Origin of the sequence: Phenylobacterium deserti, assembly GCF_003254705.1 — a bacterium.
GTDB lineage: Bacteria > Pseudomonadota > Alphaproteobacteria > Caulobacterales > Caulobacteraceae > Phenylobacterium > Phenylobacterium deserti.
Genome location: NZ_QFYR01000001.1, coordinates 1,009,231 through 1,036,052, shown reverse-complemented (window position 1 = coordinate 1,036,052; position 26,822 = coordinate 1,009,231). Strand labels below are relative to the sequence as shown.

The window sequence follows — 26,822 nt, the reverse complement described above, 5'->3', positions numbered from 1 at the left end:
GATGGCCCGCCTGCCGCTCACTGGTCTGCGGGTCCTCGAGGCGGCCGCCCGTCACGGCAGCTTCCAACGCGCCGCCGAGGAGCTGGCGATCACGCCGGGCGCGGTCAGCCGGCAGATAAAGACGCTGGAGGCGGACCTTGGCCTGCGCCTCTTCGAGCGCTTCAACCGCCGCGTCCGGCTGACCGAGGAAGGCGCTCGGCTGGCAGAGGGCGTCCGCCGCGGGCTCGGCGTGATCCAGGAAGCGGTGGACGAGGCCCGCGAGCGGCGGCCGGGACCGCTGGTGGTCACCACCATGCATTCCTTCGCCGCCAAATGGCTGGTGCCGCGGCTCCATCGGTTCAACGAGCGGTATCGCGACGTGCAGGTGCTGGTGCTGACCGCCGACGAGCCTGCCGACCTCCACCGCGACCGCATCGATGTCGCCATACGCTTCGGGCGCGGCCCCTATCCTGACCTGCAGGCCTTCCGTCTCATGGAGACGATCTGGGCGCCGGTCTGCAGCCCCGAGCTGCGCGACCGCCTGGGCCTGCACGAGCCTGCCGACCTGCAGCGCGCCATGCTTCTGGCGGACGTCATGCTGGGCGTGGGCGAGCCCGGCTGGCGCGAGTGGCTAGACGCGGCCGGCGCGCCGCACATCGACGTCGCCATCGCCCAGTCCTTCACCAGCACCTATCTGGCGACCGAAGCCGCCCTAGCCGGGCGCGGCGTCGCCCTCGCCCAGCTCGCGCTGGTGGCCGACGAGCTGCGATCCGCCCGGCTGGTCCGCCCCTTCGACCTCGCCCTCCACAGCCCCTACGCCTACTGGGTGCTCTCGCTGCCTGAAAAGGCTGACCAGCCCGCCGTTCGTCGCTTTCGAAACTGGCTGACCGAAGAGGCGCAAGCTGACGGCCTCCTCTCTCAGGTGAGCTGAGCTCAACCGAACAGCGGTCTTCTCCTTTGTCTCCAGACGGCTTCAGGTGTTCCCCTGACCTCCATCAGCTCACCTGGAGGTTTTCCCATGACCCACGCCGCCTTGGCCCGCGCAGCCCCCGCCCGTTCGCACCGCGCCGCCTTGCCGACCCGCCGCCGTTTCGATCCCGTCTACGACCTCGGCCTGGGGCTCGCCGTCACCGTGATCCTGGTAATCCCAGGCGCCCTCAGCATTCTGCAGTTGCTCCAGGGCTGAGCCGGCTCTGTACGCGCTAGCCGCTCCGGCCGATTTCCTCTAAAGCCCGGCCCGGTTTCCCGGGAAAGCTGAAGAATGCCAGACCTCTACGACGTCGCCGCGATCGGCAACGCCATCGTCGACGTGATCGCGCCGGCTGAAGACGGCTTTATCGAGAGCCAGGGTCTGACCAAGGGCGCCATGATGCTGGTGGACCAGGACCAGCAGGCCCGCCTCTACGCCGGCATGAAGCAGGCGGTGGAGACCTCCGGCGGCTCGGCGGCCAACACCATCGCCGGCGTGGCGAGCTTCGGCGGCCGCGGCGCCTTCATGGGCAAGGTGGCGGACGACCAACTGGGCGAGACCTTCGCCCGCGAGATGCGCGCGATCGGCGCCCGGTTCGAGAACCAGCCCCTTGTGGGCGGTCCCGCCACCGCCGTCTCCATGATCAACGTCACCCCGGACGGCCAGCGCACCATGTGCACCTTCCTGGGCGCCTCGGTGGAGTTCACCGACGCCGACGTGGAAGCCGACGTCATCGAAGCCTCCAAGATCGTCTACCTGGAAGGCTACCTGTTCGACGCGGAAGCCGCCCGGCGCGCCTTTGCCAAGGCTGCCGCCCTCGCTCACGGGTCGGGCCGGATGATCGCCCTCACCCTTTCGGACAGCTTCGTGGTCGAGCGCCACCGCGCCGGCCTGCTGGGCTTCATCGAAAGCCAGGTCGACCTGCTGTTCGCCAACGAGACGGAGCTCAAGGCCCTCTTCCAGACGGACGACTTCGACCAGGCCGCCGAGGCCCTGCGCCAGCGGGTCAAGCTGGCCGCCGTCACCCGCAGCGAGAAGGGCTCGATTGTCCTTACGGAAGGCGAGCGCCTCACCGTCGCCGCCGAGCCGGTGGAGAAAGTCGTGGACACGACGGGCGCGGGCGACCAATACGCAGCCGGGTTCATGTTCGGCCTGAGCCGTGGGCGGCCGCTGCAGCAATGCGGCAAGCTCGCCTCGCTCGCCGCCGCCGAAGTGATCTCGCACTACGGACCCCGGCCGCAGGTCACGCTCAAGGACCTCGCCGCCGGCAAGGGATACTGAAGCATGAGCCGCACGGCTGAAGTCGTCCGCAACACCAAGGAGACGCAGATCCGCGTCGCCGTGGACCTGGACGGAACCGGCGTCGCCAAGGTTTCCACCGGCGTCGGCTTCTTCGACCACATGCTGGACAGCTTCGCCCGACACGGCGGCATCGACATCGAGGTCGAGACCGTCGGCGACCTGCACATCGACATGCACCACACGGTGGAAGACACCGGGATCGTGCTGGGCCAGGCGATCAACAAGGCGCTGGACGGCTTCAAGGGCATCCGCCGCTTCGGCCATGCCTATGTGCCGATGGACGAGACCCTGACGCGCTGCGCCATCGACTTGTCGAACCGGCCGTACCTGATCTGGAAGTCTTACTTCAAGACGCCGAAGATCGGCGAAATGGACACCGAGCTCTTCAAGGAGTTCCACCACGCGTTCGCCATGAACGCGGGCGCCTGCGTGCACCTGGAAACCCTGTACGGGGAGAACTCGCACCACATCGCCGAAAGCGGCTTCAAGGCCCTTGCCCGCGCCCTGCGCACGGCCATCGAGCTCGACCCCAAGACCCAGGGCCACGCCCCGTCCACCAAGGGCGTCCTCTAGGAACTCTCTATGCAGAAGGTCGCCCTGATCGATTACGGGTCGGGCAATCTCCGCTCGGCTGAAAAGGCGCTCATCAAGGCCGCCGACGGACGGGCTGAGATCGTCGTCACCAACTCAGCCGAGGTGATCGCCTCCGCCGACCGCCTGGTGCTGCCCGGCGTTGGGGCCTTTGCGTCCTGCATGGCGGCCCTGTCCGAGCGCCCTGGCCTGCAGGAAGCGATGAACGAGGCCGTGCACAGCCAGGGCAAGCCCTTCCTGGGCGTCTGCGTCGGCATGCAGCTGATGGCCTCCAAGGGCCTGGAGTTCGGCGAGACGCCCGGGCTCGGCTGGATCCCCGGCGAGGTCCGCCGGCTGGAGCCTTCCGACACCGCCGCCAAGGTCCCACACATGGGCTGGAACGCCCTGACCGACGTGGCCGACCAGCCGGTGGTGGCGCCCTTGCGTGAAGGGGCGCCCGTCTACTTCACCCACTCCTTCGCCTTTTACCCGCAGGACGAAGCCGACGTCGCCGCCTGGGTGGACCACGGGGGCCGCTTCCCGGCCGCCGTCGCCCGCGGCAACCTGGCCGGCGTCCAGTTCCACCCCGAGAAGTCGCAAGACGCCGGGATCTCCCTTTTGGCCCGCTTCCTGGAGTGGCGACCGTGATTCTTTATCCCGCCATCGACCTGAAGGACGGCCAGTGCGTGCGCGTGGTGCGCGGCGACCTTGGCCAAGCCACCGTCTTCAACGCCTCCCCTGCCGATCAGGCCAAGGCCTGGTGTGACGCCGGCTTCCACTGGGTGCACGTGGTCGACCTGAACGGCGCCGTGCAGGGTGAGGCGGTCAACGCCGCCGCCGTGGAAGCCATCCTGGGCGCCGTCTCCATCCCGGTGCAGCTGGGCGGCGGCATCCGCACCGTCGCCGACATCGAGCGCTGGATCGAAGCGGGCGTGTCCCGCGTAATCCTCGGCACCGTCGCGGTTACCGACCCCGACATCGTCCGCCACGCCGCCCGCCGCTGGCCCGAACAGATCGCCGTCAGCGTCGACGTCCGCGGCGGCAAGGTGGCCACGCAAGGCTGGACCGAAGACAGCGACCTCGACGCCGTCACCGTGGCCAAGCGCTTCGAAGACGCCGGCGTCGGCGCCCTGATCATCACCGACATCGACCGCGACGGCACCCTGCAGGGCTTCAACGTCGAGACCTTCGCCGCCATGGCCGACGCCGTCGCCATTCCGGTGATCGCCGCCGGCGGCCTCGCCAGCATCGATGATATCGTCAAGCTGAAGGCCCTGCCCGGCACGCCGGTGCACGGCGCGGTGCTCGGCCGCGCGCTCTACAACGGCGCCATCGAGCCGGCCGAAGCCCTGAAGGTCGCGGCCTGATGCTGAAGGTGCGCGTCATCCCCTGCCTGGACGTCAAGGACGGCCGGGTCGTGAAAGGCGTGCAGTTCGTCTCCCTGCGCGACGCCGGCGATCCGGTGGAGCAGGCCCGCGCCTATGACGCGGCTGGCGCGGACGAGCTGATGTTCCTGGACATCACCGCCAGCCACGAAAACCGCGGCACCATCCTAGATGTCGTCGCCCGCACCGCCGACGTCTGCTTCATGCCCCTGTCGGTGGGCGGCGGCATCCGTGAGGTGGAAGACGCGCGCCGTCTGCTGCTGGCCGGCGCCGACAAGATCTCCATCAACACCGCCGCGGTGAAAAACCGCGCGCTGATCTCGGCCTGCGCCGACGCCTTTGGCTCGCAAGCGACCGTGGTCGCCATTGACGCCAAGAAGGTGGACGACCGCTGGCGCGTGTTCATCTACGGCGGGCGCGAGGACACGGGGCTCGACGTGGTCGACTACGCCGCCGACGTGGTGGCCAAGGGCGCGGGCGAGATCCTGCTGACCTCCATGGACCGCGACGGCGCCAAGATCGGCTACGACCTCGAGCTGCTGAAGGCGGTGACCTCTGCGGTGAATGTGCCGGTGATCGCCTCGGGCGGCGCCGGAAACGCCCAGCACATGGTGGACGCCGTGGTGCAGGGCGGCGCGGACGCCGTGCTCGCCGCCTCCATCTTCCACTTCGGCGAAGTCAGCGTCGGCGAGGTGAAGACGGCCATGGCCGCCGCCGGGATCCCGGTGCGCCGGACCGGAGCCGCCGCATGAGCGACCGCTTCACCACCGTCCTCCAGCGCCTCGCCGCCACCATCGAGGCCCGCAAAGGCGCCGACGCCTCCGCCAGCTACACCGCCCAGCTGCTCGCCGATCCCGCCCGAGCCGCCAAAAAGCTCGGCGAGGAAGCCGTCGAGACGGTGATCGCCGCTGCCCAGGGCGACGCCCCGGCCCTCGCCGCCGAAAGCGCCGACCTCATCTACCACTGGCTGGTGGTTCTCGCCGCCGCCGACGTCTCCCTGGAAGACGTCGCGGCCAAGCTCGAAGCCCGCGAAGGCACGTCCGGCCTGACGGAAAAGGCCTCGCGGCCGCAATCGTAAGTTCCTCCTCCCTTTGGGGGAGGTGGCCCAGAGGGCCGGACGGGGTCCGCTCAGAACTCTCCCACACACCTAGCTTAGGGGCGGCGTCCGCAGATGCTGACCTAGGGTGACCCCCTCAGTCGCTTCGCGACAGCTCCCCGGAAGGGGAGCAACTTGTTCAGCAGGCGCCGGCCCTAGCGCCCCTTCCGCTTCAGCGCCACGTACAACGCCCCTGCCCCGCCGTGCCGGCGACCGGCTTCGCTGATCCCCGCGACGATGTGGGACAGGTGGGCCGCGCCCAGCCACTCCGGCGCGCGCCTCCGCAGGACGCCGTCGCCTTGCACGCCTTTACCGGTGATCACCAGCACCGAGCGATAGCCTTCGTCCCAGGCCCGCTGCAGGAAGCTTTCGAGCGCCGAGCGCGCGCGGTCCTGATCCATTCCGTGGAGATCCAGCCGGGCGCCAATTGGATCGCGCTCGCGTACGATCCGGTGGCGGCGGTTGGGCTCGATCCCGTCCAGCCCCATTCGAGGTTTCGGCTTGGCCACGGCCTGGATCGTGGTGGGATCAATCCGCGCCGGCACCTCGACAGCCTTCTCTTCCGGCGTCGGGACCTTGGCCGCCGCCCGTCCCGGCAAGGGATGGACCGTGCCGGCCACCAACGACCAGACCTTCTGCTCCTCGGGGCGGAGCGGCCGCTTCACCTCAGGCGGTCCCGCGGCACGAGCTTGTACATCCGCAGCCCATGGCGCACCCGGCCCGCCTCGGCGCCGGCTTCTGGTCCCAGGCCCATGTAGAGGTCCGCCCGCACCTGGCCTTTGATGGCCCCGCCGGTGTCCAGCGCCATCACCAGCCGGCGATAGGATGGAAAGGCGCCGGCCAGCAGCGGCGCTTCACCCACGATCCAGAACGGCTCGCCCATAGAGTGATGCAGCGGATCCACCGCGATCGCCCGGCCGGCCGGCAGCGGGACGCCCGCCGCGCCCACGGCCTGCTTGCCGTCGTCCGGCGCCAAGCGGAAGAACACGTAGCGCGGATTGAGACGCATGATCGCGTCGGCCTCGGGCCCGCGGTGCGCCGCCAGCCACCCGCGGATCGCCTCGCCCGAGGTGTTGTTCGGCTCCAGCAGCCCGCGGTCGCGCATGGGATTGGCGATGCCGACGAACGGCCGGCCGTTGTTGGCGGCGTAAAGCGCCTTCATCTGGCGACCGTCCTCGAAGGTCAGCACGCCCGAGCCCTGCACCTGCAGGAAGAACAGCTCCTCCGGCCGCATCCAGGCCAGCACGTCCTTGGGCTTGTCGCCTTCGATCTCGGCGCGGTCCGGATAGGGCTGCAGTGCGCTGCCGTCGCCCGCGTCCTGGGCCGCGCCCTGCCGGCCGGCCTGGGCCGGATCGAACAGGCCGGCGTCCACCGTTTTCAGGTCGGACGGCTTGCCCCGCACCGGCGCGCTGAACTCGGCGCTCGGCTTGCGGCGCGCCTGGTACATGGGGGCGAAATACGCGGTCAGCACGCCCTGGGGCGGCGAGGGCTCGGCCCGGAACTCGGCTTCGAAGAAGCGGCGCGCCTGGTCGGCGTCTACCGGCGCCATGGCCCGGGCCGTACGGCAAACCCGACCGAGGTCGGCGGCCTTGGCGACACCGCAGGTGGCTCGGAACGCTTCAAACGCGCCCTTGTGGTCATCCACCGCCCAGCCCGGCAGCGCGGAAAGCGGCAGGGTGCGTTCCGGCGGCGGCTCAGTCCGCGGCGGCGGCGTGGGCCTGGGATAGGTCGGGCTGGGGTGAGGTCCGGGCCCCGGACGCGCGGGCCCCGGCGGAGCTTGGGTGGCGCAGGCGGCGAGGGTCAGGGCGGCGAGCGCCGCCCCGGCGATGCGCAGCAAGCTCAAGGGCCTCAGGCCTCCGCGGCGTCGACGTGCACCAGCGTCCAGTTCGGATCGCGGCTCTTCAGGTTGCGTTCGAAGGTCCACAGCTCGGCCGTGCGACGGTCGTCCACCGCTTCGCCTTCGGGCCCGCGGGTGCGGCTGCGGAATTCGGCCAGGAAGCGCACGGTCACCCGCGCGAGGTCCGAGCCGCCGACCACGTCGGCCTTCTCCATGTCCGCCCGCGGCGAGTGGAGGAACTCGACGGTTTCCGTGCGGCCTTCCGCTTCACGCTGGGCGATGGCGGTGTCGAAGCTGGCCATGACATTGGGGGCCAGCAGGTTACGCAGGGTGGCGCGGTCGCCGGCGGCGAAGGCCTTCACCACCATCTCGTAGGCGCCCTTGGCCCCGGACAGGAAGTGACCGACGTCAAAGGCCGGGTCGCGCGCCTTCAGCGCCGCCAGGCCGGTGAGCGCCACGGTTTCCTCGGCCGGATCGGCCGCGCGGTCCGGCGCGCGCACCGGCGCCGGCGCATTCTGGGCGGCCGGGGTGTCCTCGGGTTGCCGACCCACGCGCCGTCCCAGCACCGAATAGAGCTGGTAGAGCACGATGGCCGCGAGGCCCGCGAAGATGATCAGTTCGAGGACTTGCAACTTGGTCCTTACAACGTCTGTGCGTCCGGTCTTTGGCCTCTATATAGGCCTTAGCAACGTCCCCGTCAGGGGCGACGTTGCATCAGTCTGGGCGCCATGTTAGCCCGCGCCCCTCACGGGCGGATTGCCCGCGCGAAAAATCATCACGGATTCAAGCCGAACTATGACCGATATCGACGCTGGCGCTGGCGCGCCCGACACCGCCGAAGGCCCCGGCATCCGCGTCCTGGCCCAGTTCGTCCGCGACCTCTCCTTCGAGAACCCGCGTGCGCCCGAGACCCTGCGCGCCGGCGGCCCGCAGCCGCAGATCGACCTGGGCGTCGAGATGAACGCCCGCGGTCGTGAAGACGGCTTCTTCGAAGTCGATCTGAAGCTGTCGGCCCGCGCCAGCCGCGAAGACGGCCCGCTGTTCGTGGTCGAGCTGCTCTACGGCGGCGTGTTCCAGATCACCGGCGTTTCGGCCGAAGAGCTGGAGCCGGTGCTGCTGATCGAGTGCCCGCGCTTCCTGTTCCCCTTCGCCCGCCGCATCATCGCCGACATCTCGGCCGACGGCGGCTTCCCGCCCTTCATGCTCGACCCCATCGACTTCGCCGGCGTCTACGCCGCCCGCAAAGCCGAAGCCGGCCAGATCGGCCACGCTTAAGGTAGATGCTCCCCTTAGGGGGAGCTCCGCCGAGGCGGTGAGGGGGTTCCACCAGCCGGGTTCGCGGCTGCAACCCCCTCCGTCAGCTCCGCTGGCGCCTCCCTCTCGAGGGAGGATCTAGGGTTTAAAGCCCGAACTTGCCCCACAGCTCGTCGCTCTTCACCTGCTCGCGGATGAAGGCGGCGTGGATTTCGCGTTCCTGCTCGGTGGAGCGGGGCGCCAGCGGGCGAGGGCGGGCGCCGTAGGCCGCCTGGGTGGCGGCCGACACCGCCGAGATCATCGAGGCGCTGGTCAGTTCGAGCCGGCGCTCACGGCCGCCCTTCAGCTCCAGATAGACGGCCGCCAGCAGCTTGGCGTCGATCAAGGCGCCGTGCTTCTCGCGCTCGCTGAGCGAGATCTTGTAGCGCTTGCAGAGCGCATCCAGCGAGTTGTGCATACCCGGGAAGCGCTGCTTGGCGAGCGCCAGGGTGTCCACCCAGCGGTGCTCGTGCAGGTGGTCGCGGTTGCAGAGCCCCAGCTCCCAGTTTACGAACGCCCGGTCGAAGCCGGCGTTGTGCGCCACGATGGGGGCGTCGCCGACAAAGTCGAGGAAGGCCTCGACGATCTCCGGATGCTCGAACCGTGGCTTGCCCTTCAGGAAGGCGGCCGACAGGCCGTGCACCTTCTCGGCTTCCGGCGGCATGTCGCGGCACGGGTCGATGTAGACGTGGAAGTGCCGCCCGGTGGGGATGAAGTCTTCGATCTCGAGGCAGGCCAGTTCCACCAGCCGGTGGCCCTGCTGGGGCTCGAAACCCGTCGTTTCCGTGTCGAGGACGATCTCGCGCGCCATGGCCTACTCTTGGCCCGCTTCGCCGCCGAAGTTCAACCGGCCGTGCGGTCGCGGGGCGGCCTTCGTTGTGGATCGCGCATCACGGCCACGATCTGCGCCACCTGCTCGCGCGCCGGCTCCAGGCCGCGGCTGGTGTCGACCACGAAGTGGGCGCGGGCCCGCTTCTCCGCGTCGCTGATCTGCTGGGCGAGGATGGCGTCCAGGCGCTCCGGCGTCATGCCCGGCCGGGCCAGCACCCGCTCACGCTGCACCTCGGCGGGCGCGGTGACCACCACCACCGCATCGACGTTGGCATGTCCGCCGGTCTCGAAGAGCAGGGGGATGTCCAGCGCCACCATCTCGGCGCCGTCAGCCTGCCCCCGCTCGAAAAAGCCTATGCGATCCTGGGCCACCAAGGGGTGAACGATGCCGTTCAGCCGCTGAAGCGCCTGGGGGTCACCCAGCACGCGCTGGCGCAGGGCTTCGCGTTCCACCCGCCCGTCCTTCACCACCCCGGGGAAGGCCTCGCCTACCGGCCCGACCGCTGCGCCGCCGACGTCATAGAGATCGTGAACCGCGGCGTCGGCGTCGTAGACCGGCACGCCCAGCTCGCGGAACATGGCCGCGGTGGTCGATTTGCCCATGCCGATCGAGCCGGTCAGGCCCAGGACGATCATTCCGCCGCCTTGGCCTCGGCCGCCGCGCCGATCGCTTCGAGGCAGATGGCCCGCGCGTCGACGCTGGCCGGCGGCGGGGCGCCGAACAGCGCCTCGAAAGAGGGGATCGCCTGGCGGACCAGCATCTCGAGCCCATCCACCGTCGGGCGCCGAAGGGCTTGCGCGCGCTGCAGGAACGGCGTGATCAGCGGCTTGTAGACCATGTCCATCACCGCGCAGTCCACGGGCGTCGCTTCCAGCGGCACAGACAGGCCTTCTTGCCCCGCCAGCCCGGCGGAGGTGGCGTTCACCACCGCCCGCGCACCGTCGAACGCTTTTTCACAGTCGCTGAGCGCAAACGCCCTGGCCTGTTCGCCCAGGGCGCCTGCGATCATCTCGGCCCGCGCCAAGGTTCGATTCACCACCCGCACCTCCGGGCAGCCGGCCTGGGCGAAGGCGGCGGCTGCGCCCCGCGCGGCGCCGCCCGCCCCGATCACCACCACCGGTCCGCTGGTCACGTCCACGCCAGGCGCCTGGGCGGCGAAGGCTTCCAGCAGGCCCAGGCCGTCCACATTGTCCGCCACGATCGTGCCGTCGGCGTTGAAGACGATCAGGTTGGCCGCGCCGGCGAGGGTGGCGCGCTGGCTTGCCTGATTGGCCACCGACAGCGCGGCTTCCTTGAACGGCATGGTGATGTTCAGCCCGCGCACCGAGCCGCCGCGCAGCCCTTCGGCGAACCGCACGAAATCGTCGGCCTGGGGCGCAAACGGCACGTAGACCGCGTCCAGGCCGGCCGCTTCGATCCAGGCGTTGTGGATCAGCGGGCTCAAGGAGTGGATCACCGGATTGCCGGCGATGCCTGCGACGCGGGTGGCGCCGGTGATCTTGGGGCTCATCGGGTCAGCACCTGGTGGTTACGAAGGAACTCGAGCAGGCCGAAGATCGGCAGGCCCAGGATGGTGAAATAGTCGCCCTCCACCCGGGAGAACAGCTGCGCGCCCAGTCCCTCCAGGCGATAGCAGCCTACCGAGCCCAGGATCTCCTCGCCCTCGCGCTTGAGATACTCTTCGAGGAAGGCGTCGGAGAAGTCGCGCATGGTCAACTTGGCCGTGACCACCTCCCGCCAGATCGGCGCGCCTTCCTTGGCGATCACCACCGCCGAGTGCAGCTTGTGCGGCTGGCCGCGGAGCTCCCGAAGCCGCTCGCGCCCCTCGTCCAGCGAACCCGCCTTGTCATAGAGCCGGCCGTCGAACTCCAACGTCTGGTCCGAGCCGATCACAAAGGCCTGCTTGCCGCGGCTGACCCGCAGCGCCTTCAGCTCGGCCAGGGCGTCGGCGATGTCTCGCGGCGTGGCGCCTTCCGCCAGCAGCGAGGCCTTCACCGCGTCCTCGTCCACGCCGGCCACCGACACGTCGAACGCCACGCCCGCGCCCTCCAGCACCGCCCGCCGGGCCGAGCTCTTGGACGCCAGGATCACCGATGCGCTCATCCGAGCACCTCCACTTGGGCATGGCCGCCGTGCAGCAGGTTGAGAATGGCCGCGGCGGTTTCTTCCACCGAGCGGCGGGACACGTCGATCACCGGCCAGCCGTGGCGCTCGAACATCCGGCGCGCCTGCACCAGCTCGTCGCGCACCGCGTCCGTGTCGATATAGGCGCTCTGCCGCTCCTCTTTCAAAGAGAGCAGCCGGTTGCGCCGGATCTGCAGCAGGCGGTCCGGCGAGATGAACAGCCCGACGATCAGCTTGTTCTTCAAGGTGAAGAGCTGCTCGGGCAGGGGACGGCCGGGCACGATCGGCACGTTCGCCGCTCGCACACCCCGGTGCGCCAGGTAGATTGAGGTCGGCGTCTTGGAAGTGCGCGACACGCCCACCAGGATCACGTCCGCCTGGTCCAGTTCCTGCCCGCCCTGTCCGTCGTCATGGGCGATGGCGTAGTTCAGCGCTTCCATACGGTTGAAATAGTCATTGTCCAGCCGCAGGTGCGCGCCCACCCGGCTGGTGGTCGAGGCGCCCAGGTAGCGCGACATGGCTGAGACCAGCGGATCCAGCGCGGCGATGCACGGCATCTCCATCCGCCGGCAGCCTTCTTCCAGCGACTCGCGCAGCGCCTGGTCGACGATGGTGTGAATGACAACGCCCGGCGCTTCCTCGATGTCGCCCAACGCCCGCTGCAGCTGCCGCTGCGAGCGCACCAGGGCGTAGATGTGCTCGATGGGCAGCACGTTGTCGAAGCGGGCGCACACGGCCCGGGCCATGGCGTTCAGCGTCTCGCCAGTGGAGTCGCTCACCAGGTGGACGTGGAAGTAGGTCGCGAGACGGGGCGGGGCGTTGATCGGCACTGGGGGGCCTGCGTCAAAAGATGCCTGGGGACAAAACCTGTGGAAGCTCTCTTAGCGGAGCGGGACGGCCATGGGGATAGACACCCGGCTTTGCGGATCGATCCCGCGGCCCGGTGGATCGGCGGGATGAAAGCCGCCGTTTACGACTTGTTAATCCACGACCGTCCGCAGCCGCTCACAATCCGGGCTGACTGATCCTCAGGCCGGGTATGGCCGACGGTATGGCCGCTGAAATCCCCCGAACCGTTTCCGAACCCTTAATGAATCCTTAAGCGCCGTAAGGGGTTGGCCGTCGTCCACGGAATTAACAGGTCGTTAACCCTTCGGCGCCTCTGCCTCTTGATAACCTGGGGAGAAGGGCCGGGGTGTCGCACCCCTGGCGCGGTTATCCACGTCCTCGACAGGCCCTACGTCTTCATTCCCAAAATTCTAAGAATCTTAAGGTTTGAAGGAAGGAAGACCGAGCCGGCCTCCGTGCTCGCCCGGACTTGAGCGGAGTGCTCTGGCGCGCTTAAAGGCTTTCCATGAGTTCGAGCCCGGATCCCACGCCCCGCCTGCTTCGTGCGCTTGCCGGGGAGACGCTGGACCGGCCGCCCATCTGGTTCATGCGCCAGGCCGGTCGCTCCTTGCCGGAATACCGCGAGCTGCGGTCCAAGGCGCCGGACTTCCTGGCCTTCTGCAACAATCCGGAGATGGCGGCGGAAGCCACCCTCCAGCCCATGCGTCGCTTCCCCCTGGATGCGGCGATCATGTTCTCGGACATCCTGGTGATCCCCCAGGCGCTCGGCCAGAAGGTCTGGTTCGAAGCCGGGGAGGGGCCGCGCCTGGGCGATCTGCCGCCCATCGAGGCTTTGCGCGACGAGGTCGAGGCCTCCACCGGCCGGCTGTCCGCCATGGGCGAGACCCTGCAGCGCGTCCGCGCCGAACTGGAGCCGGAGCGCGCCCTGATCGGTTTCGCCGGCGCGCCTTGGACGGTGGCCACCTACATGATCGAGGGCCGCGGCTCGAACCGGGAAGCCGCCCGCTCTTTCGCCTACCAGCAGCCCGAAAAGCTCGACGCCCTGCTGGACGTGCTGGTGGACGCCACCGCCCGCTACCTCGTCATGCAGGCTGAGAGCGGCGCCCAGGTGCTGAAGCTCTTCGAAAGCTGGGCGGAGGGCCTTGCCGAGGACACCTTCGAACGCGTGGTGGTCGCTCCCCACGCCGCCATCGTGGAGAAAGTCCGCGCCTCCGGCGTCACCGCGCCCATCATCGGCTTCCCCCGCGGCGCCGGAACCTTGGTCGACAACTACGCCGAGGCCGTGCCGGTGGAGGGCGTCGCCCTCGACACCCAGGCCAGCGCCGCGCTGGGCCGCCGCTTGCAGGCTCAGGGCAAGACCATCCAGGGCGCTTTGGACAATCTTCTTCTGCGCGCCGGCGGCGCCGCCCTCGACGCCCGGGTCGAGCAACTGCTGGCCCAATGGGGCGAGGGGCCGTGGATCTTCAACCTCGGCCACGGCGTCCTGCCCGACACCCCCATCGAGAACCTGGCCCGGGTGATCGGCCGCGTCACCGGCAAGCCCGTGGAGAGCGCCCAGTGAAGCTGGCCGTCATCCTCTTCAACCTCGGCGGTCCGGACAGCCGCGCCGCGGTCAAGCCGTTCCTCTACAACCTGTTCAAGGACCCGGCGATCATCGGCCTGCCGGCCATCGCCCGCTATCCGCTGGCCCGGCTGATCTCCAGCCGCCGGGAAAAGACCGCCCAGGCCAACTACGACATCATGGGCGGCCGCTCGCCCATCCTGCCGGAGACCGAGGCCCAGGCCCGCGCCCTTGAGGCCGAGCTGAAGCGCCAGGCGCCCGATGTCGAGGCCCGCTGCTTCATCGCCATGCGCTACTGGAAGCCGCTGGCCGACGAGACCGCCAAGCAGGTGGCCGCCTTCCGCCCGGACGAGGTCGTGCTCCTGCCGCTTTATCCGCAGTTCTCGACCACCACGACCGCCTCGTCGATCAAGGATTGGGCCCGCAACTACAAGGGACCAGGCCGCTCCCGCACCATTTGCTGCTTCCCCACATCCGAAGGGCTGGTCCAGGCCAATATCGACGCGATCCGGGAGGCGTGGGACGCGGCCGGCAAGCCGTCCAACATCCGCCTGCTGTTCTCGGCCCACGGCCTGCCGCAGAAGGTGGTGGACGCCGGCGATCCCTACGAGGCGCAGGTCCGCGCGACCGCCGCGGCCATCGCCGCCAAGATCCCCGAGCTTTCCGACTGGCATGTCTGCTTCCAGAGCCGGGTCGGCCCGCTGAAGTGGCTGCAGCCTTCCACCGACGACGAGATCCGCCGCGCCGGCGCTGAAGGCAAGGGCGTGCTGATCGCCCCGCTGGCCTTCGTGTCCGAGCATGTTGAGACGCTGGTCGAGCTCGACCACGAGTACGCCGGCCTTGCGGCGGAAGTCGGCTGCTTGCCGTACCTGCGGGCCCGCACGCCAGGGATCCGAGCCCCCTTCATCGGCGACCTGGCCGAAGCCACCCTGGTCTCGCTCGGCCGGCCGGGCGGGGCGCGGCCCTTCGGCGCCTGGATGTGCCCGGACGGGCTGTCCAAGTGCGCCTGCCGCGCCAGCATCGACAGCGTCGAAGACGGCGAGCCCGTCCCCGGAGCCATTTGATGAACGAGTGGATCCTCGGCCACTACAATCTGTGGCGCGGCCTGCACATCATCGCCGTCGTCGCCTGGATGGCGGGCATGCTCTACCTGCCGCGGCTCTACGTCTATCACACGACCGCGATCCCGGACGGCGAGCTGGACACCAACCTGCGGGTGATGGAAGCCAAGCTCCTGAAGATCATCATGAACCCGGCGTTCGTGCTGACCTGGATCTTTGGCCTGACCCTGATCTGGGTCGATGGCCAGACGCGCGGCTGGGGCTTTCTCCACCAGCCCTGGATGATCGCCAAGCTCGCGGGCGTCCTTTTCATGACCGGCTGGCATCACTATCTGGCGAAGGCGCGCAAGGCGTTCGCCGCCGGCCAGAACAAGCGCTCCAACAAGTTCTGGCGCATGGTCAACGAACTGCCCGCCGTGGCCCTGATCGTCATGGTGCTCGCCGTTACGACCGAGTTCGGCGCGCGCTGAGCCAGTTGCTCCCCTTCGGGGGAGCTGTCGCGAAGCGACCGAGGGGTCCTCCGAGGTCAGCCGAGCATCCTGCCGAGAGCACGGGTAGGCTCCTCCTCGACGGGGAGGAACTTGGTCGCGCTTGACGCCGCCGCCGCCCCATGGTTCCGATCACCTCACGCGTGGGTCCGACCCGCGCGCCCCGCCTTTTCTCCGGCCCCGCGCCCACATGAGCGCGCGAGCGGTCCGGCTCCCGAGACGAACGACATCCGCGCTTCCCCGCGCTGCATCTTCCAGACCAGCCCGCCCGGACTCCGTCCGGGACGGGCGCTAAGAGCTTAGACATGAACGAAGACACCCCGAACACCCCCGACCAGGTGGACGAGACCCAAGGCGCCGAGACGGCCGCCCAGACCGCTGACCTCGCCCAAGACGTCACCGATGTAACCGACGCCGGCGCGGACGTCGCCGACGGCTCCGATGCCGCCGAAGAGCCCTCCGAAGTCGCGGCCGCCATCGCCGCCATGGGCCTGACCCGCATGAGCCTGCAGGAGCTCAAGGACAAGGCTCCGGCCGAGCTGCTGGCGTTCGCCGAGACGCTGGAGATCGAAAACGCGAACTCCATGCGCAAGCAGGACATGATGTTCGCGATCCTCAAGGTCCTGGCCGACGAGGGCGTGGAGATCTCCGGCTCGGGCACCCTCGAGGTCGTGCAGGACGGCTTCGGCTTCCTGCGCTCGCCGGAAGCCAACTACCTGCCGGGCCCGGACGACATCTATGTCTCGCCGTCGCAGATCCGGAAGTTCGGCCTGCGCACCGGCGACTCCGTCGACGGCGTGGTCCGCGCCCCGCGTGAGGGCGAGCGCTACTTCGCCCTGGTGAACGTCCGCCTCATCAACTTCGAGGCCCCGGAGAACGTCCGCCACAAGGTCCTGTTCGACAACCTGACGCCGCTCTATCCCAACGAGCGCCTGCGGATGGAGATCGACGATCCCACCCTGAAGGACCGCTCCGGCCGGGTGATCGACATCGTCGCTCCGCTGGGCAAGGGCCAGCGCTGCCTGATCGTCGCCCCGCCGCGCGTGGGTAAGACGGTGATGCTGCAGAACATCGCCAAGTCCATCGAGGCGAACCACCCCGAGATCTACCTGATCGTCCTGCTGATCGACGAGCGGCCGGAAGAAGTCACCGACATGCAACGCACGGTGAAGGGCGAGGTGATCTCCTCCACCTTCGACGAGCCGGCGACCCGCCACGTCCAGGTGGCCGAGATGGTGATCGAGAAGGCCAAGCGCCTGGTCGAGCACAAGCGCGACGTCGTGATCCTGCTGGACTCCGTGACCCGCCTGGGCCGCGCCTACAACACCGTGGTGCCGTCCTCGGGCAAGGTGCTGACCGGCGGTGTGGACGCCAACGCCCTGCAGCGTCCCAAGCGCTTCTTCGGCGCCGCCCGCAACATCGAAGAGGGTGGCTCCCTGACCATCATCGCCACGGCGCTGATCGACACCGGCAGCCGGATGGACGAAGTCATCTTCGAAGAGTTCAAGGGCACGGGTAACTCGGAACTCGTCCTTGACCGGAAGGTCGCCGACAAGCGCATCTTCCCGGCCATCGACGTGCTCAAGTCCGGCACCCGCAAGGAAGAGCTCATCACCGACAAGGCCAACCTGCAGAAGACCTACATCCTGCGGCGGATCCTCAACCCGATGGGCGCACAGGACGCGATCGAGTTCCTGCTCGACAAGCTCCGTCAGTCGAAGAACAACGACGACTTCTTCCAGTCGATGAACACCTAGATCATTACGTACATGTAATGGAACAGGGCGCTGACCTTCGGGCAGCGCCCTTTCTTTTTGTCAGATGCTGTAACAGCAGCCGTAACAGCCGCGAGCTCAAGATTAAATCTCCGTCATTACACGAACTTCACGGGTGTTCGTGGCGGACCGGCGTTACTCGTTCGCTCAAGGAAACGCGGCCGTAGCCGCCGCTTGTTGAGGGAACCCAGATGTTCAGCACCCGTAAGATCGCCGCCGTACTCGCCACCGCCGCGGCTCTGGCCGCCGGCGCAGCCCAGGCGGAAGCCGTCCGCACTCAGGATCTCGACCTGACCACCAGCGCCGGCGCCACGGCCTATCAGGCGCGGGTCGATCGCGCCGCCAACCGCTTCTGCGCCAAGGAAGTCGGCATCGCCCAGAAGACCGCCTGCAAGCAGGGCGTCGTCGCCGAAATGAGCGAGAAGTTCGCTGGCGTGCGCAGCGCCCAACTCGCCGCCCGTGAACGCGCCAGCCGACAGGCCTCGATCAACTAGGCTCGCCGACACCTATCCACAGAAGTATGTCCACCGACCGGTGTTTCACGTGAAACACTACCGGGTCTTACGAGTTAAGCGCCGCTACGGAAGGAGCAGGGTGGCCCCAATGGTCGCCCGGCTCTCCAGCGCCTGGTGCGCGGCGGCGGCTTCAGCCAGTGCAAAAGTCTGGCCGACTTCCACCTTCACGACGCGCGATGCGAGCACTTCAAACAAGGCGCTCGCGCTGGCGTCCAACTCTTCCGTCGTCGCCACGTAGTCGAACAAGGTGGGGCGCGTGAAGAACAGCGAGCCCGCCCGCTGCAGTCGCGCCGGCTCGAACGCGGGCGCCGGACCTGAGGCGTTGCCGAAGCTCACGAACATTCCGCGCCGACCCAGGCTCGCCAACGTGCCTTCGAACGTATCCCTGCCCACGGAGTCGTAGGCGACCGGCACGCCGGTTCCATCGGTGATGCGACGAACCTCCTCAGCCACATCCTGCTCGCGGTAGAGGATCACGTGGTCGCAACCCAGCTCGCGGGCGCGCTGCGCCTTGTCCTCGGACCCCACCGTGCCGATCACCACGGCGCCTAGGCTCTTGGCCCACTGCACCATCATCTGACCGACCCCGCCGGCCGCCGCATGGACTAGGATTGTCTGTCCGGCTTGAACGGGATAGCAGCGCCGCAGCAGGAACTCCGAGGTCATGCCCTTCAGCAGGGCGGCCGCCGCGGTGGAGGCGTCGATCCCGGCCGGCACGCGAACCACCCGGTCGGCCTTGCGCACCGACAGCTCGGCATAGGCACCAGGCGCGCCTCCCGCGTAGGCGGCCATGTCTCCGACCTTGAACCGGGTGACGCCTTCGCCGACCGCCACCACCTCGCCGGCGCCCTCCGACCCCAGGCCGGACGGCAGGGGCAGGGGGTAGAGGCCGCTGCGATGGTAGGTGTCGATGAAGTTCACCCCGATCGCCGCATGGCGGATCAGGACCTCGCCGGGACCGGGCTGCGGGTCGGCGACCTCGACGACCTCGAGGACCTCCGGCCCGCCGGTGCGTTGGAAGCGGACGGCGCGCACGGCGTTCAGCCCAGGTGCGTCTGGAAGAACGCCAGGCTCCGCTCGCCCGCGGCCTGGGCGTCAGCGGCGTCGTAGTGCTCGCCGCCGGGACGGGCGAACGCATGGTCCCGCCCAGGGTAGGTGTGGATCTGCACGTTGGCCTTGCCGTCCAGCGCCTGGCGGATCACGGCCTGGGCTTCCTTCGGGACGAACTTGTCCTCTTCGGCGATGTGCATCATCAGCGGCCGCGACAGGCCTTCGGCCTCGCCCAGGCGGTTTTCGATGCCGACGCCGTAGTAAGCGACGGCCGCGTCGGCGTCCGTCCGCGTCGCAGTCAGGAACGCCAGCTGCCCGCCCAGGCAGAAGCCCACGGCGCCAACCTTGCCGTTGCAGCCCGGGTCCTGGCGGATCGTGTCGATCGTGGCCTGGATGTCCTTGACGCCCTGGTCCACGCCGAAGGCGTTCATCAGGGCGAAAGCCTTCTTCCATTCGGCTTCCGACTGGTCGGTGATGTCGACGCCGGGCTCCACGCGCCAGAACAGGTCCGGGCAGATGGCGAGATAGCCTTGCCCCGCTAGGCCGTCGGTGATGTCGCGCATCACCTGGTTCACGCCGAAGATCTCCTGGATCACCACCACGGCTGCGGCCGGCGACTGGGCGGGCCTGGCCACATAGGCGTCGAAGTTTCCGTCCGGCGTGGTGATGCTGATCCGCTCGCCCATCTGGCTCTCCGTTATTCGATGGCTGTTGTCTGCGGCTACTAGCGCGAGGGGCCCGGGCACGGCCATAACGAAAGCGACAGATCAGGCTGGAGCCGCAACATGAAGATGACCGTCGAGGTGGACTGCACGCCGGAAGAGGCGCGGCGGTTCCTGGGGCTGCCCGACGTCAGCACGCTCAACGATCACCTCGTGAACGAGATGAAGAAGCGGATCGACGCCAACATGGCGATGATCTCGCCGGACGAGCTGATGAAGAACTGGATGGCGTTCGGCACGGGCGCTCAGGAGCAGTTCCGGAAGCTCATGGAAGTCGGGCTCGGCGCCGCCGCCACCCGTAATGACTGATACGATCTTCGCCCCGGCCACGGCGGCGGGGCGAGCGGCGGTCGCGGTGGTACGGGTCTCTGGACCCAGGGCAGGGGAGGCGGTCCGCGCCCTAGCCGGTCGTCTGCCGCGTCCACGCTTGGCCAGCCTGCGCCAGCTTGCTGGCTCGGCGGGTCCGATCGATGAAGCCCTGGTGCTCTGGTTTCCACGACCAGGCAGCTACACCGGCGAAGACTCCGCCGAGTTCCACCTCCACGGCGGCGCGGCCGTGGTCGGCGCCTTGCTCAACGCCTTGTCGGATCTCGGCCTGCGACTGGCGGAGCCCGGTGAGTTCACGCGTCGCGCCTTCGAGAATGGCAAGCTCGACCTGGCTCAGGCGGAGGGCGTCGCCGATCTGGTTGACGCCGAGACCGAGGCTCAGCGCCGCCAGGCCCTTGCCCAATTGGGCGGGCGCTTGTCGGACGCGCAGGCGCGCTGGCGCGAAGCTCTTACGCACGCTTTGGCCATGTTCGAAGCGGCCGTCGACTTCCCGGACGAGGAGCTGCCGGCCGATGTGGCCTCGCGGGCTCGCCCCGTGCTGCAAGGTCTGATCGACGATCTGGAAGCCGCTGCAGCCGACGCCGAGCGCGGCGCGCGCGTGCGGGAAGGCTTCCGAATTGCGCTGATCGGCGCGCCCAATGCCGGCAAGAGCACCCTGCTCAACGCCCTCGCCGGCCGCGACGCAGCCATCGTCACGAGCACGCCCGGGACCACCCGCGACGTCATCGAGGTTCCCCTGCAGCTTGGCGGCTACAAGGTCGTGGTGGCCGATACCGCCGGCATCCGCGAGACCGAAGACGAGATTGAGGCTGAAGGCGTGCGCCGCGCCGAGCGTTGGGCTGACCAGGCTGACCTGCGGGTATGGCTGGTTGACGGAACGGCCGCGGATGCGCCGGCACAGCCCGCCAGCCTGCAGCCCACCGACCTCGTTCTGCTGACAAAGCGCGACATGGCCGCGACGGTCGCCCCGGTAGAGGGCGCGCCGTTTACCGCGCGCAGTCCCAACGATGTGTCTTGGCTGGAGTCCACCCTGACTGAGCGGGTGGTCGAAGCGCTCGCGGGTGCGGAGGCCCCGACCGCGACTCGTCTGCGGCACCGTGAGTTGCTCGCCGAAGCTACAGCGCATCTGCGCCGCGCCATGGCTGAGGAGGATGCGGTTGAACTGGCGGCGGAGGACGTTCGGCTCGCGGCGCGCGCGCTGGACCGGATCACCGGACGCATCGATCCGGATCAGGTGCTTGGCCGGATTTTCTCAACATTTTGCATCGGCAAGTAGCGCCAGGTCGTCCCGAAACCCGGCTGCAACCTGGCGCCGCGCCAACTCGCCTCTTTGGTGTTTCACGTGAAACACGCCTCGGGCGCACGCGGATGCACCGGAGGTGGGGAGACCTCCGGTGCGGCCGCAAACCATGAGGGGAGGGGATCGTGGCCCGCGCGGCTGGAGAGGCCCGCGCGGGCCCGACCTCGGCCTCTGGAGAGGCTTTGGTGACTGGCTGGTCGGATCGATCGGGGCTGGGGGGGCTCGTTGAAGTGACCGGCCCGATCAGCCAGCGATGAGAGATATGGCGGGGGAAAGCGGCGCGACATGGCCGCGAATGTGATCATTTCACGGACGCCTTCACCCATGCTGGGCTGCCGCTGTTTCACGTGAAACAGACTGCGGCGTGCGGACGGGATGAAACCGCCTGCTGCTTCCGCTATATAGAGACCGCTCGCCCCCGCTCGCCCGGGGGCGTCCGTGCTTTGAGGCTCGCCCACATTGACCATCAACCTTTCGAACGATTGGGACGTCATCGTCATCGGCGGCGGCCACGCCGGCTGTGAGGCCGCAGCTGCCGCGGCGCGCTTCGGCGCCCGCACCCTGCTGCTGACCCACAAGATCGAGACGCTCGGCGCGATGAGCTGCAACCCGGCGATCGGCGGCCTGGGCAAGGGTCACTTGGTCCGCGAGATCGACGCGCTCGATGGCCTGATGGGCCGGCTGGCCGACAAAGCCGGAATCCAGTTCCGGATGCTCAACCGCTCCAAGGGCGCCGCCGTCCGCGGCCCCCGCTCCCAGATCGATCGCCGTCTTTACCGCGAGGCCATGCAGTCGGAACTGCTGGCCTATCCGAACCTGACAGTGACGGCGGAAGCGGTCGAAGATCTGTACATCGTCGACAGCGATCTGGCCGGGGTGGTCGGCGCCTCAGGTCAGGTCTACCGCGCCCGGAAGGTCGTGCTGACCACCGGCACCTTCCTCAAGGGCGTCATCCACCGGGGCGAGGAACGCATCCCAGCTGGCCGGGTCGGCGACGCGCCCGCCATCGGCCTCGCCGACCGGCTCTACGCCTTGGGCCTGCGCATGGGCCGCCTGAAGACCGGCACCCCGGCGCGGCTTGACGGCTCGACCATCGCCTGGGACCAGCTGGAGATGCAGCCGGCCGATGACGAGCCCGTGCCCTTCTCCTTCCTGACCGACAAGATCACCGTCCCGCAGATCCAGTGCGGCGTGACCTACACCACGGAAGAGACCCACCGGATCATCGCCGAACGGCTGGACGAGTCCGCCGTCTACGGCGGCCGCGTCACCGGCGTCGGTCCGCGCTACTGCCCGTCCATCGAGGACAAGGTCGTCCGCTTCGCTGACAAGACCAGCCACCAGATCTTCCTTGAGCCGGAAGGGCTGGACGACAACACCGTCTACCCCAACGGGGTCTCCACCTCCGTCTCCGCCGAGACCCAGGACCTCTTCCTGCGCACCATCCCTGGGCTCGAGAACGTCGTGGTGAAGCAGTACGGCTACGCCATCGAATACGACTACGTCGATCCGCGGGAGCTCTATCCCACTCTTGAAGTGAAGGCGGTTCCCGGCCTCTATCTCGCCGGCCAGATCAACGGCACCACGGGCTACGAGGAAGCCGGCGCGCAAGGGCTGGTCGCCGGCCTGAACGCCGCCCGCGCCGCCGCGGGGCAGGAGTCGGCGCAGTTCGCCCGTGACGAAGCCTACATCGGCGTGCTGGTCGACGACCTCGTCACGCGCGGGGTCACCGAGCCCTATCGCATGTTCACCAGCCGGGCTGAGTTCCGCCTCACCCTGCGCGCGGATAACGCCGACCAGCGCCTGACCAGCAAGGGCATCGCCCTTGGCGTCGTGGGTCCAGAACGCGCCGCCGCCTTCGAAGCCAAAGCCGCAGAGCTCGCCACCGCCCGCGCGGAGGCCGAGCGTCTTCAGCTCACCCCGGCCGAAGCGGCCCGCGCCGGCCTGCCGGTGAAGGCCGACGGCCAACGCCGCAACCTCATCCAACTGCTGGCCTATCCTTCGATCGGCTTCGACGACCTAGCGCAGATCTGGCCGCAGATCGCCGCCTGGGCGCCAGCCATTCGCGAGCAGATCGAGATCGACGCCTCCTACGCCGGCTACCTGGATCGCCAGGCCGCGGACGTCGCCGCCTTCCGCCGGGACGAAGACCTGCGCCTGCCGGCCGACCTCGACTACGCCGCCATCGGCGGCCTCTCCAACGAAGTTCGCTCCAAGCTCGAAGCGGTGAAGCCCCTGACCCTCGGTCAGGCGGCTCGGATCGAGGGCGTCACCCCCGGCGCCCTGACCGCGCTGCTCGCCTATGTCCGCCGCCGGGCCGCCTGACTCTATGAGCCAGCTCCAGGACAACAGCGCGCCGCCGACAGGGCAGGGCGTCATGATCGGCGTCCTCGACGAGGCCGACTTCGCCCGCGAGACCGGCGCCTCTCCGGCGGTGATGGCCGACCTCGCTCGGTATCGCGACGTGCTGGCCGAGTGGAACGAGGTGATGAACCTCGTTGGGCCGGCGACCATCGCCACCTACTGGAACCGCCACGCCTGGGACTCGGCCCAGCTGCTCAAGCTCGCCCCTGAGGCCCTGCGCTGGGCGGATCTCGGGGCGGGGGCCGGCCTGCCGGGCGTTGTTCTGGCGATCATGGGCAAGGGTCGTGAGGGCTTCCACGTCCACCTGGTCGAGAGCATGGCCAAGCGCTGTCGCTTCCTTTCCGAAGTGGTCGGCCAGTTGGGGCTCCCTGCGACGGTTCACAACGAACGTGCGGAAAACCTCGACCTTGCTGTGGACATCGTCACCGCGCGGGCTTGTGCGCCGATGGCCCGGCTGCTCGGGTATGCCCGGCCATACTTCAAGGCCGGGGCCCAGGGACTGTTCCTGAAAGGCCAGGATGTGGCGTCCGAACTGGACGAGGCGGCGCGGTCCTGGGACTTCGAAGCGGAGACGCTTCCCTCCCTCAGCGACCCGCGGGGGCAGATTGTGCGTGTAAGGAGGCTCGGCCGTGGCCGGAAAGTCTGAGCGCCCCATGCGGGTGCTGGTCATCGCCAACCAGAAGGGCGGCGTCGGCAAGACGACGACGGCGATCAACCTCGGCACGGCTCTGGCCGCCGTGGGCGAGAAGGTGCTGCTGATCGACTCCGATCCTCAGGGCAACGCGTCGACCGGGCTCGGCGTCGGCCGCGCTCTGCGCAAGAACACCCTCTACGACGTCCTCATGGGCGAAAAGCCGGTGGTCGACGCCGTCGTCCAGACCAGTCTGCCAGGGCTGGATCTGGTGCCTGCGGATCCTGACCTGTCTGGCGTGGAGCTGGAACTCGGGCAGCAGGCCCGCCGCTCTTTCAAGCTGCGCGACGCGCTGCAGCCGCTGCGCGAGGCGGGTGGCTACACCTACGTGTTGATCGACTGCCCGCCGTCGCTGAACCTGCTGACGGTCAACGCCATGGCCGCGGCTGACGCGGTGCTGGTGCCGCTGCAGTGCGAGTTCTTCGCCCTTGAGGGCCTGACCCAGCTCATGCGGACAGTCGACCTGGTGCGCGGCAGCCTCAATCCCAAGCTGGAAATCCAGGGCGTCGTGCTGACCATGTACGACCGGCGCAACAGCCTGTCGGAACAGGTGGCGGGCGACGTGCGCGGCTACTTCGGCGACACGGTTTACCAGACGGTGATCCCGCGCAACGTGCGGGTCTCCGAGGCGCCGTCCTTCGGCAAGCCGGCGCTGGTCTACGATCTGAAGTGCGCGGGCAGCCAGGCCTATCTGAAGCTGGCCCGCGAAGTGGTGCTGCGCGAGCGCGCGCGTCACCAGAAGCTCGCGGCCGGCGCCGCGTAGGGGGACGAGATGGCGGAAAACCGCAGGGGATTGGGCCGGGGTCTGTCGGCCCTGCTGGGCGAGGCTGACGCCGAGGTGGTCGCGCCGGAAGCTGCTGCAAGCGGCGCGCCGGTCGCCCAGCCGCGCGGGCAGGGGGCCCAGGAAGTTCCCATCGAGCTGATCCACCGCAATCCGGAGCAGCCGCGCCAGCACTTCTCGGAAGCCGAGATCGAAGAGCTCGAGACCTCGATCCGCGACAAAGGTGTTCTGCAGCCGATCCTGCTGCGCCCCTCGCCCAAGACGCCGGGCGAGTTCGAGATCGTCGCCGGCGAGCGCCGCTGGCGCGCCGCCCAACGCGCAGGCCTGACCTCCATCCCGGCCCTGGTGCGCGAGCTAACAGACGATCGCGCGTTCGAGATCGCCGTGGTCGAGAACGTCCAGCGCGAAGACCTCAACGCCATGGAAGAGGCGCAAGCCTACCGGGCGCTGATGAACCGCTTCGGCTACACCCAGGACCAGGCCGCCACCTCAGTGGGCAAGAGCCGCAGCCACGTGGCCAACACCATCCGGCTGCTGCAACTTCCTGAAAAGGTTCAGGATCACGTCCTGCGTGGCCGCCTCACGGCCGGTCACGCCCGCGCCATCCTGGCCTGCGACGACCAGGAAGCCGTGGCCGAGCAGGTGGTGAGCCGCGGCCTGTCGGTCCGGGACACTGAAGCCCTGGTGCGCGCCAAGGCGGCTGGCCCGAAGAAGAGCTCCGGCCCGCGCAAGGCGGCTTCCAAGGACACCGATACCGCCGCCCTTGAAGCCGACCTCGAGGACGTTCTGGGAATGAGCGTCGACATCGCCGATCGGGGCGGCGTCGGCGAACTGCGGATCCGCTACGCTACGCTCGAGCAGCTCGACGAGCTCTGCCGCCGCCTGACCCGGGCCTAGAGCCCCAGCCGCCTCGCACGTCCTGCGATGGTCAGTGCGAGGCGCTCGGCGATCAGGTGGTCGGGGCTGCCGGCGGTCTTGCAGGCCTTGTCGGCGGCCAGCACCTCGGGCTGGATCCGGTCCAGCTCTTCCAGAGTCCAGGCGCGCGCTTGCCGCAGGAACTCGCGCTCCTGCTTCCAGAACACGCCGGACGCCTTGGCGGCCTCCTGCAGTCCCGCGCCGCTCTTGGCCAGCGTCAGGGTCCGCCGCAGGCGGCCCAGGTAGTTGCCGATCGCGCGCACCGCCGCGGGGCCCGGCTCGCCCTCTTGGCGTGCACGCCGGATGCCGGATTGGGCCTCGGCCAACCGGCCGCCGAACGCATCGGCCGCCGCGTCCGACAAGGAGGCCTCCGGCTCAACGCCCAGGAATTGCTCCAGGTCCGCCGGCGTCGCGTTGATCCCGCTGCCCGGACCCAGGAACAGGGCCAGCCGCTCGATCTCCTGCCGCGCTACGCCCCGCTCCTTGGGCATGCGGGCCACGAACATGGCGAGCGCATCGCTGTTCAGCGACACCTGGTCCTGCGCCAAGGTCTCGCGCACCAGCCGCGCCACGTCCCCCGGCTCATCCTCATAGCAGGGGATGACCACGCAGCCGCCGGCCTTCTCAGCGACCTTGCGCAAGGTGCTCTCACGGCCCAGCGCGCCCGCTTCCACGAGCAGAAAGGCGTCGGGGTTGAGCTCACCCTTGGCGTGACGCTCCAGCGCCTCGGCCGCCAGCTTGTCGAGCGCGCCCTTTTCGGTGGCGAACCGCAGGCGCACCAGCCGCCGGCCGCCCATCAGCGACTGGGATGCAAGCTCGCCCTCCAGCCGTCCGCCGTCGTCGGCCAGGTCGCCGTCCGTCAGCTGGGCCACGTCGAAGGGATCGTCCGGCCGGTCCACCACCTTGCCGGCCAGCTGGTTGGCGCGGTCGCGGACCACGCCCATGTCCCGGCCATAGATCAGCGCGGCGCGAACACCCGGCTCCGGCGCCTTCAGGAACCGCTCGATGTCAGGGCGCTTGCTGAGGATCACGCCG

At 68.9% G+C, this 26,822-nt stretch carries 31 protein-coding genes; 20 read left to right on the top strand and 11 right to left on the bottom strand.

Annotation, left to right across the window (positions count from 1 at the left end; all coding sequences use genetic code 11):
* Position 1 precedes the first annotated feature (1 nt).
* From gcvA to DJ018_RS05100, 8 genes are all read left to right on the top strand, one after another.
* Positions 2 to 910 carry a transcriptional regulator GcvA gene (gene gcvA / locus DJ018_RS05135; RefSeq protein WP_111513782.1) on the top strand — a complete coding sequence of 303 codons (909 nt, stop codon included), beginning with the start codon at positions 2 to 4 and terminating at the stop codon, positions 908 to 910.
* Between the two features lie 87 nt (positions 911 to 997).
* The gene (locus tag DJ018_RS05130; RefSeq protein ID WP_165842798.1) at positions 998 to 1,165 is read left to right on the top strand and encodes a hypothetical protein; all 168 of its coding nucleotides are present in this window, start codon (positions 998 to 1,000) and stop codon (positions 1,163 to 1,165) included.
* Positions 1,166 to 1,240: 75 nt separating this feature from the next.
* Entirely contained in the window at positions 1,241 to 2,230 is a 990-nt protein-coding gene (locus DJ018_RS05125; RefSeq protein ID WP_111513780.1) for an adenosine kinase, read from the top strand.
* Positions 2,231 to 2,233: 3 nt separating this feature from the next.
* Positions 2,234 to 2,824: an imidazoleglycerol-phosphate dehydratase HisB gene (gene hisB / locus DJ018_RS05120; RefSeq protein ID WP_111513779.1), complete on the top strand. Its 591-nt coding sequence runs from the start codon at positions 2,234 to 2,236 to the stop codon at positions 2,822 to 2,824.
* 9 nt (positions 2,825 to 2,833) lie between these two features.
* Positions 2,834 to 3,469, top strand: coding sequence for an imidazole glycerol phosphate synthase subunit HisH (gene hisH, locus DJ018_RS05115; RefSeq protein ID WP_111513778.1), 636 nt, complete (start codon positions 2,834 to 2,836; stop codon positions 3,467 to 3,469).
* Positions 3,466 to 4,188: a 1-(5-phosphoribosyl)-5-[(5-phosphoribosylamino)methylideneamino]imidazole-4-carboxamide isomerase gene (hisA, locus tag DJ018_RS05110; protein WP_111514686.1), complete on the top strand. Its 723-nt coding sequence runs from the start codon at positions 3,466 to 3,468 to the stop codon at positions 4,186 to 4,188. Before hisH ends, hisA begins: the two co-directional genes overlap by 4 nt.
* Entirely contained in the window at positions 4,188 to 4,958 is a 771-nt protein-coding gene (gene hisF / locus DJ018_RS05105) for an imidazole glycerol phosphate synthase subunit HisF (RefSeq protein WP_111513777.1), read from the top strand. The genes hisA and hisF overlap by 1 nt, the downstream gene beginning before the upstream one ends.
* Positions 4,955 to 5,284 carry a phosphoribosyl-ATP diphosphatase gene (locus DJ018_RS05100; protein ID WP_111513776.1) on the top strand — a complete coding sequence of 110 codons (330 nt, stop codon included), beginning with the start codon at positions 4,955 to 4,957 and terminating at the stop codon, positions 5,282 to 5,284. Before hisF ends, DJ018_RS05100 begins: the two co-directional genes overlap by 4 nt.
* Positions 5,285 to 5,457: 173 nt before the next feature.
* On the opposite strand, the gene DJ018_RS05095 is transcribed toward DJ018_RS05100, so the two are convergent.
* From DJ018_RS05095 to timA, 3 genes are read right to left on the bottom strand one after another with little or no spacing between them, the layout of a single operon-like run.
* A complete protein-coding gene (locus DJ018_RS05095) occupies positions 5,458 to 5,967 on the bottom strand; it encodes a Smr/MutS family protein (protein ID WP_111513775.1) in 510 nt (169 codons plus the stop codon).
* A complete protein-coding gene (gene mltA / locus DJ018_RS05090) occupies positions 5,964 to 7,139 on the bottom strand; it encodes a murein transglycosylase A (protein WP_111514685.1) in 1,176 nt (391 codons plus the stop codon). The genes DJ018_RS05095 and mltA overlap by 4 nt, the downstream gene beginning before the upstream one ends.
* 11 nt (positions 7,140 to 7,150) lie before the next feature.
* Positions 7,151 to 7,771 carry a TIM44-related membrane protein TimA gene (timA, locus tag DJ018_RS05085; protein WP_111513774.1) on the bottom strand — a complete coding sequence of 207 codons (621 nt, stop codon included), beginning with the start codon at positions 7,769 to 7,771 and terminating at the stop codon, positions 7,151 to 7,153.
* A gap of 163 nt (positions 7,772 to 7,934) precedes the next feature.
* On the opposite strand from timA, the gene secB reads away from it, so the two are divergent.
* A complete protein-coding gene (gene secB, locus DJ018_RS05080; protein WP_111513773.1) occupies positions 7,935 to 8,414 on the top strand; it encodes a protein-export chaperone SecB in 480 nt (159 codons plus the stop codon).
* Positions 8,415 to 8,538: 124 nt separating this feature from the next.
* Here the strand turns inward: secB and dnaQ are convergent, their stop codons facing one another.
* From dnaQ to DJ018_RS05055, 5 genes are read right to left on the bottom strand one after another with little or no spacing between them, the layout of a single operon-like run.
* Positions 8,539 to 9,243 carry a DNA polymerase III subunit epsilon gene (dnaQ, locus tag DJ018_RS05075; protein ID WP_111513772.1) on the bottom strand — a complete coding sequence of 235 codons (705 nt, stop codon included), beginning with the start codon at positions 9,241 to 9,243 and terminating at the stop codon, positions 8,539 to 8,541.
* A gap of 32 nt (positions 9,244 to 9,275) precedes the next feature.
* Positions 9,276 to 9,899, bottom strand: a complete 624-nt coding sequence (coaE, locus tag DJ018_RS05070) for a dephospho-CoA kinase (protein ID WP_111513771.1) — start codon at positions 9,897 to 9,899, stop codon at positions 9,276 to 9,278.
* Positions 9,896 to 10,774, bottom strand: a complete 879-nt coding sequence (locus tag DJ018_RS05065) for a shikimate dehydrogenase family protein (RefSeq protein ID WP_111513770.1) — start codon at positions 10,772 to 10,774, stop codon at positions 9,896 to 9,898. The genes coaE and DJ018_RS05065 overlap by 4 nt, the downstream gene beginning before the upstream one ends.
* On the bottom strand, positions 10,771 to 11,367 hold the full coding sequence (locus DJ018_RS05060; RefSeq protein ID WP_111513769.1) for a Maf family protein: 597 nt from the start codon (positions 11,365 to 11,367) through the stop codon (positions 10,771 to 10,773). Before DJ018_RS05060 ends, DJ018_RS05065 begins: the two co-directional genes overlap by 4 nt.
* A complete protein-coding gene (locus DJ018_RS05055; protein WP_111513768.1) occupies positions 11,364 to 12,218 on the bottom strand; it encodes a pyruvate, water dikinase regulatory protein in 855 nt (284 codons plus the stop codon). Before DJ018_RS05055 ends, DJ018_RS05060 begins: the two co-directional genes overlap by 4 nt.
* A gap of 524 nt (positions 12,219 to 12,742) precedes the next feature.
* Here DJ018_RS05055 and hemE point away from each other — a divergent pair.
* The 5 genes from hemE to DJ018_RS05030 all read left to right on the top strand — a co-directional run bounded on the left by hemE (position 12,743) and on the right by DJ018_RS05030 (position 17,616).
* A complete protein-coding gene (gene hemE / locus DJ018_RS05050; protein ID WP_111513767.1) occupies positions 12,743 to 13,798 on the top strand; it encodes a uroporphyrinogen decarboxylase in 1,056 nt (351 codons plus the stop codon).
* Complete coding sequence (gene hemH, locus DJ018_RS05045; RefSeq protein ID WP_165842747.1) at positions 13,795 to 14,862, top strand: ferrochelatase; 1,068 nt, start codon at positions 13,795 to 13,797, stop codon at positions 14,860 to 14,862. Before hemE ends, hemH begins: the two co-directional genes overlap by 4 nt.
* Positions 14,862 to 15,329, top strand: a complete 468-nt coding sequence (locus DJ018_RS05040) for a CopD family protein (protein ID WP_111513765.1) — start codon at positions 14,862 to 14,864, stop codon at positions 15,327 to 15,329. The genes hemH and DJ018_RS05040 overlap by 1 nt, the downstream gene beginning before the upstream one ends.
* A gap of 323 nt (positions 15,330 to 15,652) precedes the next feature.
* Positions 15,653 to 17,104 (top strand): transcription termination factor Rho, encoded by a 1,452-nt coding sequence (gene rho / locus DJ018_RS05035; RefSeq protein WP_111513764.1) that lies wholly within the window; start codon positions 15,653 to 15,655, stop codon positions 17,102 to 17,104.
* Positions 17,105 to 17,313: 209 nt separating this feature from the next.
* A complete protein-coding gene (locus tag DJ018_RS05030; protein WP_111513763.1) occupies positions 17,314 to 17,616 on the top strand; it encodes a UrcA family protein in 303 nt (100 codons plus the stop codon).
* Between the two features lie 84 nt (positions 17,617 to 17,700).
* On the opposite strand, the gene DJ018_RS05025 is transcribed toward DJ018_RS05030, so the two are convergent.
* Both DJ018_RS05025 and DJ018_RS05020 read right to left on the bottom strand, forming a co-directional pair.
* The gene (locus DJ018_RS05025) at positions 17,701 to 18,672 is read right to left on the bottom strand and encodes a quinone oxidoreductase family protein (protein ID WP_111513762.1); all 972 of its coding nucleotides are present in this window, start codon (positions 18,670 to 18,672) and stop codon (positions 17,701 to 17,703) included.
* Positions 18,673 to 18,677: 5 nt separating this feature from the next.
* The gene (locus DJ018_RS05020) at positions 18,678 to 19,373 is read right to left on the bottom strand and encodes a dienelactone hydrolase family protein (RefSeq protein ID WP_111513761.1); all 696 of its coding nucleotides are present in this window, start codon (positions 19,371 to 19,373) and stop codon (positions 18,678 to 18,680) included.
* Between the two features lie 99 nt (positions 19,374 to 19,472).
* Between DJ018_RS05020 and DJ018_RS05015 the strand changes: the two genes are divergently transcribed.
* The 6 genes from DJ018_RS05015 (at position 19,473) to DJ018_RS04990 (ending at position 25,769) form a co-directional block, all read left to right on the top strand.
* On the top strand, positions 19,473 to 19,718 hold the full coding sequence (locus tag DJ018_RS05015; RefSeq protein WP_111513760.1) for a DUF6489 family protein: 246 nt from the start codon (positions 19,473 to 19,475) through the stop codon (positions 19,716 to 19,718).
* Positions 19,711 to 21,012: a tRNA uridine-5-carboxymethylaminomethyl(34) synthesis GTPase MnmE gene (gene mnmE / locus DJ018_RS05010; RefSeq protein ID WP_111513759.1), complete on the top strand. Its 1,302-nt coding sequence runs from the start codon at positions 19,711 to 19,713 to the stop codon at positions 21,010 to 21,012. Before DJ018_RS05015 ends, mnmE begins: the two co-directional genes overlap by 8 nt.
* Positions 21,013 to 21,501: 489 nt before the next feature.
* Entirely contained in the window at positions 21,502 to 23,361 is a 1,860-nt protein-coding gene (mnmG, locus tag DJ018_RS05005) for a tRNA uridine-5-carboxymethylaminomethyl(34) synthesis enzyme MnmG (RefSeq protein WP_165842855.1), read from the top strand.
* Positions 23,362 to 23,365: 4 nt separating this feature from the next.
* Positions 23,366 to 24,046, top strand: coding sequence for a 16S rRNA (guanine(527)-N(7))-methyltransferase RsmG (gene rsmG / locus DJ018_RS05000; protein ID WP_420849490.1), 681 nt, complete (start codon positions 23,366 to 23,368; stop codon positions 24,044 to 24,046).
* 7 nt (positions 24,047 to 24,053) lie between these two features.
* Complete coding sequence (locus DJ018_RS04995; protein ID WP_111513757.1) at positions 24,054 to 24,854, top strand: ParA family protein; 801 nt, start codon at positions 24,054 to 24,056, stop codon at positions 24,852 to 24,854.
* Positions 24,855 to 24,863: 9 nt separating this feature from the next.
* Positions 24,864 to 25,769 carry a ParB/RepB/Spo0J family partition protein gene (locus tag DJ018_RS04990; RefSeq protein WP_111513756.1) on the top strand — a complete coding sequence of 302 codons (906 nt, stop codon included), beginning with the start codon at positions 24,864 to 24,866 and terminating at the stop codon, positions 25,767 to 25,769.
* On the opposite strand, the gene holA is transcribed toward DJ018_RS04990, so the two are convergent.
* A complete protein-coding gene (gene holA / locus DJ018_RS04985; RefSeq protein WP_111513755.1) occupies positions 25,766 to 26,818 on the bottom strand; it encodes a DNA polymerase III subunit delta in 1,053 nt (350 codons plus the stop codon). The two genes, DJ018_RS04990 and holA, sit on opposite strands and share 4 nt — an antisense overlap.
* Positions 26,819 to 26,822: the final 4 nt, after the last annotated feature.